General features: G+C 68.7%; 17 protein-coding genes. 14 read left to right on the top strand and 3 right to left on the bottom strand.

The features are described 5' to 3' along the window. The first annotated feature begins 8 nt into the window (after positions 1–8). The 12 genes from Q0833_RS07705 to Q0833_RS07650 all read left to right on the top strand — a co-directional run bounded on the left by Q0833_RS07705 (position 9) and on the right by Q0833_RS07650 (position 10,009). Positions 9–1,508 carry an aldo/keto reductase gene (locus Q0833_RS07705; RefSeq protein ID WP_298432090.1) on the top strand — a complete coding sequence of 500 codons (1,500 nt, stop codon included), beginning with the start codon at positions 9–11 and terminating at the stop codon, positions 1,506–1,508. Positions 1,509–1,632: 124 nt separating this feature from the next. Next, the gene (locus tag Q0833_RS07700) at positions 1,633–2,442 is read left to right on the top strand and encodes a transporter substrate-binding domain-containing protein (RefSeq protein WP_298432087.1); all 810 of its coding nucleotides are present in this window, start codon (positions 1,633–1,635) and stop codon (positions 2,440–2,442) included. Positions 2,443–2,496: 54 nt separating this feature from the next. Further along, positions 2,497–3,174: an amino acid ABC transporter permease gene (locus Q0833_RS07695; protein WP_298432083.1), complete on the top strand. Its 678-nt coding sequence runs from the start codon at positions 2,497–2,499 to the stop codon at positions 3,172–3,174. After that, on the top strand, positions 3,174–3,887 hold the full coding sequence (locus Q0833_RS07690; protein WP_298432080.1) for an amino acid ABC transporter permease: 714 nt from the start codon (positions 3,174–3,176) through the stop codon (positions 3,885–3,887). The genes Q0833_RS07695 and Q0833_RS07690 overlap by 1 nt, the downstream gene beginning before the upstream one ends. Next, positions 3,838–4,575, top strand: coding sequence for an amino acid ABC transporter ATP-binding protein (locus Q0833_RS07685; protein ID WP_298432077.1), 738 nt, complete (start codon positions 3,838–3,840; stop codon positions 4,573–4,575). Before Q0833_RS07690 ends, Q0833_RS07685 begins: the two co-directional genes overlap by 50 nt. Continuing rightward, positions 4,575–5,267 (top strand): glutathione S-transferase N-terminal domain-containing protein, encoded by a 693-nt coding sequence (locus Q0833_RS07680; protein WP_298432074.1) that lies wholly within the window; start codon positions 4,575–4,577, stop codon positions 5,265–5,267. Before Q0833_RS07685 ends, Q0833_RS07680 begins: the two co-directional genes overlap by 1 nt. Further along, entirely contained in the window at positions 5,264–6,019 is a 756-nt protein-coding gene (locus tag Q0833_RS07675; RefSeq protein ID WP_298432071.1) for an SDR family NAD(P)-dependent oxidoreductase, read from the top strand. The genes Q0833_RS07680 and Q0833_RS07675 overlap by 4 nt, the downstream gene beginning before the upstream one ends. 30 nt (positions 6,020–6,049) lie before the next feature. After that, entirely contained in the window at positions 6,050–7,087 is a 1,038-nt protein-coding gene (locus Q0833_RS07670) for a proline racemase family protein (protein ID WP_298432068.1), read from the top strand. Then, positions 7,084–7,575 carry a nuclear transport factor 2 family protein gene (locus tag Q0833_RS07665; protein ID WP_298432065.1) on the top strand — a complete coding sequence of 164 codons (492 nt, stop codon included), beginning with the start codon at positions 7,084–7,086 and terminating at the stop codon, positions 7,573–7,575. Before Q0833_RS07670 ends, Q0833_RS07665 begins: the two co-directional genes overlap by 4 nt. Positions 7,576–7,584: 9 nt before the next feature. Next, complete coding sequence (locus tag Q0833_RS07660; protein ID WP_298432062.1) at positions 7,585–8,061, top strand: nuclear transport factor 2 family protein; 477 nt, start codon at positions 7,585–7,587, stop codon at positions 8,059–8,061. Between the two features lie 129 nt (positions 8,062–8,190). Further along, positions 8,191–9,180, top strand: a complete 990-nt coding sequence (gene dusA, locus Q0833_RS07655; RefSeq protein WP_298432059.1) for a tRNA dihydrouridine(20/20a) synthase DusA — start codon at positions 8,191–8,193, stop codon at positions 9,178–9,180. Between the two features lie 10 nt (positions 9,181–9,190). Continuing rightward, a complete protein-coding gene (locus Q0833_RS07650; RefSeq protein ID WP_298432054.1) occupies positions 9,191–10,009 on the top strand; it encodes a sulfite exporter TauE/SafE family protein in 819 nt (272 codons plus the stop codon). Between the two features lie 57 nt (positions 10,010–10,066). On the opposite strand, the gene Q0833_RS07645 is transcribed toward Q0833_RS07650, so the two are convergent. Genes Q0833_RS07645 through ccmI form a run of 3 tightly spaced genes read right to left on the bottom strand, consistent with a single transcriptional unit; the run spans position 10,067 to position 12,002 of the window. Beyond that, positions 10,067–10,324, bottom strand: a complete 258-nt coding sequence (locus tag Q0833_RS07645) for a DUF1289 domain-containing protein (RefSeq protein ID WP_298432051.1) — start codon at positions 10,322–10,324, stop codon at positions 10,067–10,069. After that, positions 10,321–10,797 carry a Holliday junction resolvase RuvX gene (gene ruvX / locus Q0833_RS07640; RefSeq protein WP_298432048.1) on the bottom strand — a complete coding sequence of 159 codons (477 nt, stop codon included), beginning with the start codon at positions 10,795–10,797 and terminating at the stop codon, positions 10,321–10,323. Before ruvX ends, Q0833_RS07645 begins: the two co-directional genes overlap by 4 nt. After that, the gene (gene ccmI / locus Q0833_RS07635; RefSeq protein WP_298432045.1) at positions 10,794–12,002 is read right to left on the bottom strand and encodes a c-type cytochrome biogenesis protein CcmI; all 1,209 of its coding nucleotides are present in this window, start codon (positions 12,000–12,002) and stop codon (positions 10,794–10,796) included. Before ccmI ends, ruvX begins: the two co-directional genes overlap by 4 nt. A 210-nt stretch (positions 12,003–12,212) precedes the next feature. Between ccmI and Q0833_RS07630 the strand changes: the two genes are divergently transcribed. Together Q0833_RS07630 and Q0833_RS07625 are read left to right on the top strand one after the other, a co-directional pair. Continuing rightward, positions 12,213–13,457 carry a sarcosine oxidase subunit beta family protein gene (locus Q0833_RS07630; protein ID WP_298432042.1) on the top strand — a complete coding sequence of 415 codons (1,245 nt, stop codon included), beginning with the start codon at positions 12,213–12,215 and terminating at the stop codon, positions 13,455–13,457. A 106-nt stretch (positions 13,458–13,563) separates the two neighbouring features. Further along, positions 13,564–13,728: a hypothetical protein gene (locus Q0833_RS07625; RefSeq protein WP_298432039.1), complete on the top strand. Its 165-nt coding sequence runs from the start codon at positions 13,564–13,566 to the stop codon at positions 13,726–13,728. Positions 13,729–13,731 lie beyond the last annotated feature (3 nt).

Raw genomic sequence — 13,731 nt, 5'->3', positions numbered from 1 at the left:
GCGCACAGATGTTCGCAACTGCAAAGGAGGTCGCGATGCGCGAGCCGGAACGGACGACACTGGGCCGCGACGTCCCCATTCGGCGGCTGATCACCGGGCTCTGGCAGATGGCAGACCAGGAGCGGGACGGGAAGACGCTGGATCTCGACCGGGCCGCCGAGGCGCTTGTGGACTACGCCCGCGCCGGGTTCGACACGTTCGACATGGCCGACCATTACGGTAGCGCCGAGATCGTGGCGGGGATGGCCGCGCGGGCGATGCGCGACGCGGGCGAGACGCCGCCGACGATCCTGACCAAGTGGTGTCCCGCACCGGGGCCGATGGATCTCGGGGTCGTGCGGCGGGGCGTCGAGACGGCGCTGGACCGGCTGGGGCTGGAGGCGGTCGACGTCATGCAGTTCCATTGGTGGCGCTACGAGATGCCGGAATATCTCGACGCGATGGAGGGCCTGATGCGCCTACGCGAGGAGGGGCTGATCCGCGAGATTGGGCTGACGAATTTCGACGCCGCGCACCTGCACCTCCTGCTCACGCATGGGATCGAGGTGGCGTCCAATCAGGTCTGCTTCTCCATGCTCGACCGGCGCGCGGCGGGCGAGCTGTCGCGGGTCGCCCGCGCGAACGACGTGACGCTTCTGGCCTTCGGGACGCTGGGGGGCGGGTTCCTGTCGAATCGCTGGCGCGGCGCGCCCGAGCCCGAGGACATCGCCGATTGGAGCCGCATGAAATACCGCCGCTTCATCGATGCGGCCGGGGGCTGGGGCCCGTACCAGCGCCTGCTCGACGCGGCGGGCACGGTCGCCGAGAAACACGGCGTGTCGATCTCGAACGTGGCGACGGCCTGGGTGCTGTCGCACGCGGCGGTCGGGGCCACCATCATCGGCGCGCGCCTCGGCGAGAACGAGCACCGTGCCGACAATCTCAATGCCGAGGCGTTGCGCTTCGACGATGCCGACCGGGTGCTTCTGGCGGGTGCGCTGGCCGGGCTCGACGATATTCCCGGCGATTGCGGCGACGAATACCGCAAGCCGCCCTTCCTGACGGCCTCCGGCGATCTCAGCCACCATCTCGACGCGCTGCCGCCGGTCTTCGCCGCGCGCGAAGTGCGTCCCGGTCGCCGGCTGGCCGATAGCGGCTCGATCTGGGAGGAGGCGGCGGGCTTCGCGCGGGCCGTGCGCGACGGCAACCGCATCCTCGTCAGCGGAACGACCGCGACCGCACCGGGTGGCGACGCCGTCTGCAAGGGCGATGCGGCGGGGCAGGCGACGTACGTGTTCGACAAGATCATCGCGGCCATCGAGGCGCTGGGCGGCACGGTCGACGACATCGTACGGACCCGCGTCTACCTGCGCCACGCAGACGATTGGGAGGCCGTCTCGGCGGTCCATGCGCGTTATCTGGGGCATGTCCGGCCCGCCAACACGCTTCTGGGCGGGATCGATCTGATCGGACCCTATGACGTGGAGATCGAGGTCGAAGCGATCCACGCCCCCGCACGAGATCATTGACAGACGCCCGCATCTGGCCGACGCTTTCACTCGCACAAACGTTCGTTTTGCGCACAAATCGGGGAGAACACCCGGTTCCCCACGGCTCGGGGGATGGGCCGATCGACATGGGAGATCTTGAAGCATGATGAAGAGAACGTTCCTTTCCGCGCTGACCGGCCTAGCGCTGGCTGCGACGGCGGTGACCGGGGTTCACGCCAAGAGCCTCGATGACATCCTGTCCGACGGTGTGATCCGCATCGGCATCAATCCGAACTTCCCGAACATGAGCACGCGCAACGATGCGGGCGAATGGGAAGGCTTCGACATCGACGTGGGCCAGGCGCTGGCCGACGCGATCGGCGTCGAGGTCGAATGGGTGCCGACCGAGACGCCGCAGCGCGTCCCGTTCCTCGTGTCCGACCGCATCGACATCTCGCTGGGCGCGCTGACGCGCAACACCGAGCGCGCCAAGCTGATCGACTACACCGTTCCGCTCCATACCGAGGTGCTGGCCGTCCTCGCCACCGACCAGATCGAGGGTGACAGCTGGGAGGATTTCAACACCGAGGGCGTCACGCTCGCCAACATGCGCGGCAACTGGACCGTCGACTGGATCGGTGAGAACATGCCGAATGTCGAGCTTGAGCTGGTCGACACGCTGGCCGATACCGTGCGCCTCGTGGGGCAGGGACGGGCCGACGCCATCGTCGAGAACATCGACTTCTTCATGGCCTTCACCGAGAACTACCCGGACGTGAACTGGCGCGTGGTCGAGAACCCGATCTTCGTGGCCTACTGTGCGATCGGCGTGGCGCAGGGCAACGACAACCTCACCGAGGTCCTGAACATCGCGCTCTACAACATGCATTCGGGCGGCATGATCAACGAGACCTGGGAGAAGTACTACGGCGCGCCGATGCTCCGCGCGGTCGAACCCGTCCCGTTCTTCTGATTTGAGACGCGCGCGCCCCGGCCCATCGCGGCCGGGGCGCGCGGCCCTGACCCCATGAATTACCGGTTTCAGTTCGGCGTCGTCTGGGAGAACATGCCCCAGCTTCTGGAAGGGGCGTGGCTCACCTTCCAGCTGGGCGTCTTCGCCTTCGCGGGCGGCGCGGTGATCGGACTTCTGGGGGCCGCGATCAAGACCTACGGGCCGTGGCCGCTGCGGATGCTGGTCGATGGCTACGTGGTCTTCATCACCAACACGCCCGCCCTGATCCAGATCTATTTCCTCTACTTCGGCCTGCCCGAGGTCGGCGTTCGCTGGTCGAACGAGGCCTGCCTGCTGATCGGTCTGACCATGAACGCGGGCGCCTACCTGACGCTGATCCTGCGCGCGGGCTTCCTGTCGGTCCGCCTCCCCGAGATCGAGGCGGGCCAGACGCTCGGCATGTCGCTGATCCAGCAGGTCCGCTACATTATCGTCCCGCATATCGCCAAGTCGATCTACCCGGCGCTGGCCAACTTCTTCATCGTCGTCCTGGTGATGGGGACCTCGGTCGGGGCGCTGATCGGCGTCGACGAGTTGACGGGGCAGGCGATCAACCTCTCGACCGTCAACTACCGCTGGCTGGAATACTTCACGGTCGTCGCCGGCATGTATGTCGTGCTGACCTTCATCGCCTCGATCGGGCTGGCGCTGCTGGGGCGGTGGGCGTTCCGCGTCAAGGCGCGGATCTTCTGATGGACCGGATCATCGAACAGATCCCGCGCTTCTTCTCGGGGCCCAACATGGCGCTCCTGCTGGAGTCGGCGATGCTGACCCTCGGCATGACAGTCGCCGGTTGCCTGATCGGGTTCGGCTTCGCCTTCGTGCTGGTATTCCTGCGCCAGACGCCGGGCCTCTGGGCGTTGCCGCTGCGCGTGATCTGCATCGCCTATGTCGAGGTGTTCCGCCGCATCCCGTTCATCGTCGTCATCTACCTTGTGCTGTTCTTCATCCAGGCGGTGACGCCCGACGCCTCGCTCTTCACGATCGCGGTGATCGCGATCTGCCTCTATGCCATCGCCTACACCGCCGACATCATCCGCGGCGGTCTCGAAAGCGTCCCGAGGACGCAGGTCGAGGCGGCCGAGGCGATGAACCTCTCGCGGCTCCAGACCAACCTTCGGATCGTGCTGCCGCAGGCCTGGCCGGTGATCGTGCCGCCCGCCATCGCCTTCGCCGTCGCCTTCATCAAGGACACGGCGCTGGTCAGCCAGGTCGGCGTATTCGAGCTGACCTTCCGGGGCAAGGAGCTGAACAACCAGGGCTATTCCGGTATCCTCGTCTTCGGCACCATCGCGCTGTGCTATTTCCTTCTATCCTTTCCCCTGAGCCTTCTGGGCCAATACCTGGAGAAACGCCTTGCCACACCTCGCGGTCAGCGACGTTCGCGCAAAATACGGCGCCCTTGAGGTCCTGAAAGGGATCAGCTTCTCGATCGAGAAGGGCGAGATCGCGGCACTTGTCGGCCCCTCGGGGTCGGGCAAGTCGACGGTCCTGCGCGCGCTGATGGGGCTGACCCCGATCACCGGGGGCGAGGTCGAGATCACGGGCGAGCGGATGAACTATTCGTCGGCCCGCGAGGTCCGGGCCGCGCGCGACCGCATGGCCATCGTCTTCCAGGCCTACAACCTGTTCCAGAACATGACCGTGATGCAGAACCTCACGCTCGCCCCGCTCAAGATCAAGAAATGGGACAAGCGCGAGGTGGAGGCCGAGGCGCGGCGGCTTCTGGGGCTGGTGGGTCTGTCGGACAAGGCGGATGCCTATTCGGACCAGCTTTCGGGCGGCCAACAGCAGCGGGTCGCGCTGGCGCGGGGCCTCGCGCTCAAACCTCAGATCCTGCTTCTCGACGAGGTGACCTCGGCGCTCGATCCCGAACTGGTCAACGAGGTGCTCGACGCGATCCGCAAGCTCGCCGACGAGGGGATGACCATGATCATCGTCAGCCACGAGATGGCGTTCGTCCGAGAGGTGGCCGACAAGGTCGTCTTCATGGATGCGGGCCAGATAATCGAGGCGGGCACCCCGGCCGAGCTGTTCGACACGCCCAAGACCGAGCGCGCCCGCGATTTCTTCTCCAAGATCCTGAGGCACTGATGATCGAGTTCTTCTTCAACGCCGCGCCGAACCCCCTGAAGGTCAGCCTGTTTCTCGAGGAAAGCGGGGTCGAATACCGGGCCGTGCCCATCGACACCAAGCGCGGAGACCAGCACACCGACGGCTATCTCGCGATCAATCCGAACGCCAAGGTGCCCGCAATCCGGGACGGCGACGTCACCGTTTTCGACAGCAACGCGATCCTGCTCTACCTTGCGGAGAAGACGGGGCAATTCCTGCCCGCGGATACGCCCGCGCTGCGGGGCGAGATGCTATCCTGGCTGATGTTCATCGCCACCGGCGTCGGGCCCTACTCGGGGCAGGCCTTCCATTTTCGGAACATGGCGCCCGATCGTCTGCCCTATGCGATCAAGCGCTACCATTACGAGGCGAACCGGCACTGGCAGATCATCGATGATCGGCTGGAGGGGCGGCGCTTCATGCTGGGCGACACCTATACCATCGTGGACATGGCCGTCTGGGGCTGGGCCCCGCGCATTCCCTTCGTCCTGGAGGAGCCGGATGCGTTCGAGCGTTTCGCCAATATCCGCCGCCTGATGGACGAGATCGATGCGCGACCGGCCGCCGCCCGCGCCCATGCGCTGTCGGCCTCGCATGCCTTCGCGACCGAGATGGACGAGGCCGCGATGCGCAATCTCTATCCGCAGATCTTCGCGCCCGACCCGGCGTGAGAACCGCGATCGTCACCGGTGCCGCCTCCGGGATCGGGCGCGCGACGGCAGAGCGCTTCGGTGCCGAGGGCTGCGCGGTGCTTTGCGCGGATATCGAGGGGTGCGAGGCCACGATGGAGGCGCTGCACCGGCAGGGGGTCGAGGCGCGCGCGGCCCGCGTCGACGTCGCGGACGAGGCGTCCTGTGCGGCGATGGTGGACGCCGCGATGGGCTGGACCGGCCGGATCGACGTGGCCGCGGCCAATGCGGGGATCATGGTCGAAGGCGACGTGCTGTCGGTCTCCATCGAAGACTGGCATCGCGTGATGGCGGTCAACGCGACGGGCGCGTTCCTGACCGCGCGCGCGACGCTGCCCCATCTGATCGAGACCGAGGGCGCGCTGGTCTTCACGGCGTCGACGGTGGGCCTGTCGGGGATGAAGGGCGTCGCGGCCTATTCCGCCTCGAAGGGCGCCGTCGTCGCGCTGACGCGGCAGTTGGCGGCGGATTTCGCGGACCGTCGCGTGCGGGTCAACGAGGTCGCCCCCGGCGCCGTCCGCACGCCGCTCTCCGAAGATCAGTTCCGCGCCCGCGCCCGCGACGACGCGCATTTTGACGAACTGCTCGATGGCGTGATCGCGCGCTATCCCCTGTCGCGATGGGGCACGACGCGGGAGATCGCCGAGACGATCGCCTTTCTCGCCTCGGACCGCGCGGGCTGGATCACGGGGCAGGTGATCCCCGTCGATGGCGGCCTCTTGGAGACGCGATGATGCCCGACGTCCCGAACCCGCGCGCCGCCCATGCGCAGTAGCCGGTCGATCCAGATCGTCGGCTGCCATGCCGAGGGAGAGGTGGGCGACGTCATTGTCGGCGGCGTGGCGCCTCCGAAGGGCGACACGCTCTGGGACCAGTCGCGCTGGATCGCCGCGGACGGCGCGCTGCGGGATTTTGTCCTGAACGAGCCGCGGGGCGGCGTCTTCCGGCATGTGAACCTGCTGGTGCCGCCGAAGCACCCCGACGCTGTGGCCGGGTTCATCATCATGGAGCCGTCGCATACGCCGCCGATGTCCGGCTCGAACGCGATCTGCGTGGCGACCGTCCTTCTGGAGACGGGCCTCGTGCAGATGACCGAGCCCGAAACGACCTTCGCGATCGAGGCGCCCGGCGGTCTGGTCGAGGTCGTGGCCACCTGCCGGGACGGCCGCGCCGAGGCAATCCGCATCACCAATGTCCCGAGCTTCGTGGGCCGGCGGGACGCGAAGCTCGACATGCCCGGCCTCGGGTCCCTGCGGGTCGATACGGCTTGGGGCGGCGACAGCTTCGTGCTGGTCGAGGCGGGGGATCTGGGCTTGAAGCTGGTGCCCGAAGCCGCCGCCGAACTCGTGGCGCACGGCATCGCGATCGCGCGCGCGGCGACCGAACAGCTGGGGTTCCGCCATCCGACCCTGCCGGACTGGTCCCATATCTCGTTCTGCCAGTTCACCGATCCCGTTCGGCGCGAGCGCGGCACGGTCACCGGACGGAACACGGTCGTCATAGACCCCGGCAAACTGGACCGGTCGCCGACCGGGACAGGGTGTTCGGCTCGGATGGCACTCCTCCACGCCCAGGGGATGCTCCGCGTGGGGGACCGGTTCGAGGGCGTGTCGATCCTCGGGACGCGGTTCGACTGCGGCATCGCGGCCGAGTGCGACCTCGACGGCATCCCGGCCATTCGCCCGACCATCCAGGGGCGCGCATGGATCACCGACACGCGCCAGCTTCTGCTCGATCCGGACGACCCGTTCCCGCGCGGCTACCGGCTGGGCGACACCTGGCCCGTGCGGGGCGGGACATGAGCGATTTGCGGGCGCTGGCCGACCGGGCCGCGATCGCCGACGTGCTGGCAGACTATTGTCGCGCGCTGGACCGGATGGACCTTGCCGCGCTGGCCGCGCTCTTCACTTCGGATTGCGAGGTGGCGTTCGGCCCGGACCCACGGCTGACGGCACGGGGGCGCGACGATCTCGAACGTTCGATGGCCCGGATGTGGCGCTGGCGGCGGACGGCGCATCACCTGGGCCAGGTGCGCGTCTGGTTCGACGGACCGGATTATGCGCGGGCTGAGAGCTATGTCCTGGCGTGGCACGAGGCGTCGAACGGGCGTCCGGCCGTTCTGCACGGCCTTTACCACGACCGTTTGCGCCGCACGGATGAGGGCTGGCGGCTGTCCCATCGCGCGATGGAGATGAACGGGGCAGGGGGTGCATTTCACGTGCCGATCCCCCCGGTGGAGCGCGCCCCGCCGCCAGAGGGCTGGCGCGCTCCCGACGGGCTGGATGGATAGGAGGACGAGATGGATGCGAGCGACGACCTGAGGACCCTGATCGACAAGGCGGCGATCACGGATGTCATCCACGCCTATTGCTACCATTTCGACCGGGCCGAGGCGGATGCGGTGCTGACGCTCTTCACCGGGGACGCCGTGGTCGATTACGGCCCCGACGTGCCGACGATGACCGGCACCGCCGAGATCGACGCGGTGGTTCGACGGGGACTGGCCACGTTCTTCGCCGCCACCAGCCACCACGTCTCGAACATCGTGATCGACTTTGACGGGCCGAACGCGGCCACGAGCGTCGCGTATCTCTATGCGTGGCACCGGTATCGCGACATGCGACCCAACAGCGAACTCTGGGGGCAGTATCATCATGAATTCCGACGCACGGATGCGGGCTGGAAGATCGCGCGCCTGACGTTGCGGGCGGCGGGCTCCAAGGACTTCCACCGGGACGCCATGCACCCGATCGGACGCGTCGGGGACGACGCCTAGCGGCCGCGCGCCCGACGCGGGGCGCGTTGTCGGACGCCGCTCCGTGTGCGATGAGCCATCGCGGCCCGCCCGTTCCGGTGGTATCGGGGCGCCCAGACCGACCGCCCGAACAAGCTCGCCGAAGGATCCATGCCCGTCACCGACCACGCCAGATTGTCCGTCGCGCCGATGATGGACTGGACCGACCGGCATTGCCGGGCGTTTCACCGCGTGCTTTCGCGGCAGGTGCTGCTCTACACCGAGATGGTGACGTCGGCCGCGCTGGTGCGGGGCGGGGCGGTGGAACTGCTGGAGTTCGATGCGGCCGAGCATCCGGTCGCGCTGCAGCTGGGCGGCAGCGACCCGGCGGAGCTGGCCGAGGCGACCGCGATGGCCGTCGCGCGCGGCTATGCCGAGGTGAACCTCAACGTGGGCTGTCCGTCCGACCGGGTGCAATCGGGCTGCTTCGGGGCGATCCTGATGGAACGGCCCGGCCTCGTGGCCGACTGCGTCGCCGCGATGATCGCGGCGGCGGGCGACGTGCCGGTCACGGTGAAGTGCCGCATCGGCGTGGACGATCAGGACCCAGCGACGGTCCTGCCCGACTTCCTGTCGCGCATCCGCGATGCGGGTGTCTCGCGCGCCACGATCCATGCCCGCAAGGCGTGGCTGCAGGGGCTCAGCCCCAAGGAGAACCGCGAAGTGCCGCCGCTCGACTACGCGCTGGTCCACGCCATGGCGGAGCGCTTCGACGACATGCACCTGTCGATCAATGGCGGGATCGCGTCGCTGGACGACGTGGGCGCGCAGCTCGAGCCGATGGATGGCGTCATGGTGGGTCGCGCGGCCTATCACGACCCCGCCGCGATCCTGCTCGAGGCCGACAGCCGCATCTTCGGCACAGCCGACCCCTGTCCCGACCGGGCCACGGCGGCGCTGCGGATGCTGCCCCATCTCGAGCGGCATATCGACGGCGGCGGCAAGCCCGGCCACGTCACGCGGCACATGCTCGGCCTCTTCGCGGGCCTGCCGGGCGCGCGGGCATGGCGGCGCACGCTTTCGGAAGGGGCGGCCCGGCCCGGCGCGGGTGCCGAGATCCTGACCGAAGCGCTGGCCCACGTCACGGCGCAGGCCGCCTGAAGGAGCACCGATGCCCGACCTCGCGACCCTCGCGCCGTTGATCGGCTTTCTTCTGGCCGTCGGCGCCTTCGCGGGCGTTCTGGCGGGGCTTCTGGGCGTGGGCGGCGGCATCGTGCTCGTCCCGGCCTTCTACTACGTTTTCCAGGTGCTCGGATATGACGGCGCCAACATCATGCAGGTTTGCGTCGCCACCTCGCTGGCGACGATCGTGGTGACCTCGTGGCGCTCGGTGAAGGCGCATGCCGCCAAGGGCGCCGTCGACTGGGACGTGCTGCGCGGCTGGGGGCCGGGGATCGCCATCGGCGCAGCCGTGGGCGTCGTCGTCGCGACCCGTCTGCGCTCGGAAACACTGACCGCGATCTTCGCGGTGCTGGCGCTGATCGTGGCGACCTACATGGCGCTCTCCAAGCCGCATTGGCGGATCGCGCCCGAAATGCCGCGCGGCGGCCGGCGCTATGCCTATTCGCCCGCCGTCGGCTTCGCGTCGGTCCTGATGGGGATCGGCGGAGGCAGCTTCGGCGTCCCTCTGATGACGCTCCACGGCGTCCCGATCCACCGCGCCGTCGCGACGGCGGCGGGGTTCGGCATGCTGATCGCGGTGCCGGCGGTGATCCTGTTCCTGATCCTGCCGGCGGATGGCCTCCTGCCGCCCTACACGGTGGGGCTGGTGAACCTGCCGGCCTTCGTGGTGATCGTCGCCATGACCGTGCTGACCGCGCCGCTGGGCGCGAAGCTGGCGCATGCAATGGACCCGGCCCCGCTCAAGCGGGCCTTTGCGGTGTTCCTGTTCCTCGTGGCGCTGAACATGCTGCGCAAGGCGCTGTTCTGACGGCGACCGAGTAGGGCGCGGATGTCGCGCCCTGACGCGCCGCGGTGTCCCGGTGGCTCAGTCCTGCGTGCCCGTCCCGCGGCGCGCGGCGCGTCCACCCCGGCGACGGGTCGGCGCGGCCTCGCGGGAGGGCAACTCGGCCATGATAGCGGCGCGGGCGTCCGGCGTCAGGCGCGACCATGCGCCTATTTCGTCGATGGAGCGCGCGCAGCCGACGCAGAGCCGCGTCTCGGGGTGGACGACGCAGACGCGGATGCACGGGCTCTCGATCTCGGCGCGCGCCCAGATGCGGTCGGAGGTCGGGTCGTCGGTCATGGCGTCGGTCCGAGATGGCGCAGGCGGTCGAGCGCCCCTTGCAGGATATAGCCCGCCGCGACGTGATCGATGACCTCGGCGCGACGTTTGCGTGTCGTATCCGCCTCGAGCAACGCGCGCTCGGCGGCCACGGTCGACAGTCGTTCGTCCCAGAAGGCGATGGGCAGGTCGATGCGACGGTCGAGATTGCGGGCGAAGGCGCGGGTCGACTGGATGCGGGGGCCTTCGCTGCCATCCATGTTGAGCGGCAGGCCGAGGACGAGGCCGACGATGGCCCGTTCGGTCAGCAGCGCTTCGAGCGCGATGGCGTCGGCGGTGAACTTGGCGCGGCGGATCGTGGTGATGGGACTCGCGACCGACCGCATCGTGTCCGAGGCCGCGACGCCGATGGTTTTGGTGCCGAGGTCGAGCCCGACCAGCGCACCCAGGGGCGGCAGGGCGGCGGCGAACGCGTCGATGCTGTCGTGGATCACGGGGTCAGGCCCGCCCGTTCGGCGGCGCGGGCCAGCGTGTCGAGGGCAGGATCGTCGGCGGCGAAGACCAGCCTCGCCTCGCCATAGACCGCGGCGGCGGCATCGGTCCGGCCCAGCACGCCGTAGGCCGAGATCAATCGCGCCCAATCCTCGGGCGGGCCGCCGTCTTCGGACAGACGGATCGCGAGGCCCTCGACCATGCCGCGGATCATCTCCATCCGCTCGTCGAGGGTCATCTCGCCCGCCGCCTCGATGTCGCCCGCGCTCGGGCCACGGGGGCGCGGCAACTGGTCGAGCGGGGTGGGGTCACCGGCCAGTGCCGAGATCTCCTCGATGCGCAGGTAGATCGGGTCGAGCCAGGGATCGCCCGGCTCGCTATCGGCCACGAGGCGGCGCCAGATCGGCCAGGCGCGGTCGGGACGCCCGCCTTGGGCGTACATCGACCCGACATAGTAGCGCGCGGCCCCGTTCTCGGGATCGAGCCGCAACGCCTCGGCCAGCGCGGACTCGGCCTCGGGCGAGACGTAGCCGCCCGCCGCCTGGATCATGAGGTCGGCGAGGGCGGTGTGGTCCGTGGCCTCGGCCCGGTCGCCGAGGATGGCGATGACCCGCTCCTGCGCGCGCCACGCGGCCTCGAGGTCGCCCAAGCCGCCGTAGGTCTGCACCGCCAGCGTCCAGCCACGCAGGTCATCGGGCCGGTCGGCGAGCACCTCGCGAAGCTGTTCGGCCATCCGGGTGATCTCGGGGCGGCTATCATCGATCCGGTTGGGCACCTCGGCCTCGGCCAAGGCCTGATCGGGGCGGGCGGCGCGCCCGGCTTCCACGGCCGCGACGCGGTCGGCCAGCGGCAGGTCGGGATAGCCCGGCGCACCGATCAGCCAGTAGGTCAGCCCCGCGATTGCGATGACGGGCACGGCCACCAGCATGGCGCCCAGCGTGGTGTTGCCACACCGACGGACGTGACCGGCGGCAGCGGTGCGGTCGGCGGCCAAGAGGCGGCGCGCGACCTCGGTCCGGGCGGCCTCGACCTCCTCGAGCGGCAGCGTGCCGCGTGCGGCGTCGCGGTCGAGCTCGGCCAGCTGGTCGCGATAGACCGCCACGTCGGGCGCATCCGCGTCGGCCGCGGCGCGCACGCGCAGCGCCGCGAGGATGATGCCCACGCAGGCGATGGTCAGGATGGTTGCGGCGAGTGCGAAGAGGATCATGGCCCTCACCTAGCCGCCCCCAACCCGAGACAAAAGGCCCCGATCGCGCCCCCTTGCGGGGATGTGATGGCCGGGTCTAATCGGGGCCGGTCCGCGCGCCTGTCGCAAACGGATGCCCACACGCCGCCCGAAGGCCGTGGATCGGCCGGGGGTCGGGGCATGCAGGGCGAAACGACACGGCCTGCGACGGGGCCCGGAGGGGGGACGACCATGAGACGCCATTCCGCTTTCGCGATCGCCCGCGAAGCCCTGCGCGACCACGAGGGCTGGGGCCGAACCTGGGCCAAGCGACCGCCGCGCGCACGATACGACGTGGTGATCGTCGGCGCGGGCGGGCACGGGCTGGCGACGGCGTATTACCTCGGCAAGAACCACGGCATCACCAATGTCGCGATCCTCGAGAAAGGCTGGCTCGGTGGCGGCAATACCGGCCGGAACACCACGATCATCCGCTCGAACTACCTGCAGGACCCGTCGGCCGCGATCTACGAGAAGGCCCGAAGCCTCTACGAGACGCTGAGCCAGGACCTCAATTACAACGTCATGTTCAGCCCGCGCGGCGTGATGATGCTGGCCCAGACCCATCACGAAGTGCGCGGCTATAAGCGCACGGCCCATGCCAATTCGCTGCAGGGCGTCAGCACGCGGTGGATCGAGCCGGCCGAGGTCAAGGACCTCTGCCCGATCATGAATATCGACGGCCCGCGCTATCCTGTTCTGGGCGCGCTCTGGCAGTCGCGGGGCGGCACGGCGCGACACGATGCGGTCGCCTGGGGCTATGCGCGCGCCTGCACCGACATGGGCATGGACATCATCCAGAAATGCGAGGTCACCGGCGTTCGAACCGAGGGCGGACGCGTGACCGGCGTGGACACGACCCAGGGTCAGATCGCCTGCGGCAAGCTCGGCGGCGTGGTCGCGGGGCATTCGGGCGTGCTGGCGGGGATGGCGGGCTTCCGCCTCCCGCTCGAGTCGGTGGCGCTCCAGGCGCTGGTCTCCGAGCCGATCAAGCCCTGCATGGACGTGGTCGTCATGGCCAACACCGTCCACGGCTATCTCAGCCAGTCCGACAAGGGCGAGATGGTGATCGGCGGCGGCACCGACGGGTTCAACAACTACACCCAGCGGGGCAGCTTCCACCATATCGAGGAGACGGTGCGCGCGCTGGTCGAGACCTTCCCGATGCTGTCGCGGCTCAAGATGCTGCGCCAGTGGGGCGGGATCGTCGACGTTACGGGCGACCGCTCGCCGATCCTGTCGAAAACCCCGGTCGAGGGCATGTTCATGAATTGCGGCTGGGGCACGGGCGGGTTCAAGGCGATCCCCGGATCTGGGTGGGGCATGGCCGAGCTGATCGCCACGGGGCATTCGCCCCTGACGGAAGCCTTTGGAATGGAACGGTTTCGCGAAGGTCGGTTCATCGACGAGAGCGTGGCCGCGGGAGTGGCGCATTAATGGAAACGATCACTTTCCTGCAACGGTCTGTCTTCGCGCAAGACGGGAACCGTCACGATGTGCTATCGGTTACGGAGGGGAAGCGTAACTTAATTGGTCAACTGCCATGGCCTTTAGTGCCAAACGCCGCACGCGCGGCATCAACTTCATCCTCGGCGGTACCCTCGTCGCAGCAGCGTTCACGGCTTTCCTCGCCGCGGGCGGATCGCTCGACGTGGGATTGGGTGCGCCGGACGTTCGGATCGACACCGCGAAGATCGGGTCTCGATGACCT

The sequence above is a fragment of the uncultured Jannaschia sp. genome, from assembly GCF_947503795.1.
GTDB lineage: Bacteria > Pseudomonadota > Alphaproteobacteria > Rhodobacterales > Rhodobacteraceae > Jannaschia.
This window is presented reverse-complemented; position numbering and strand designations above follow the sequence as displayed.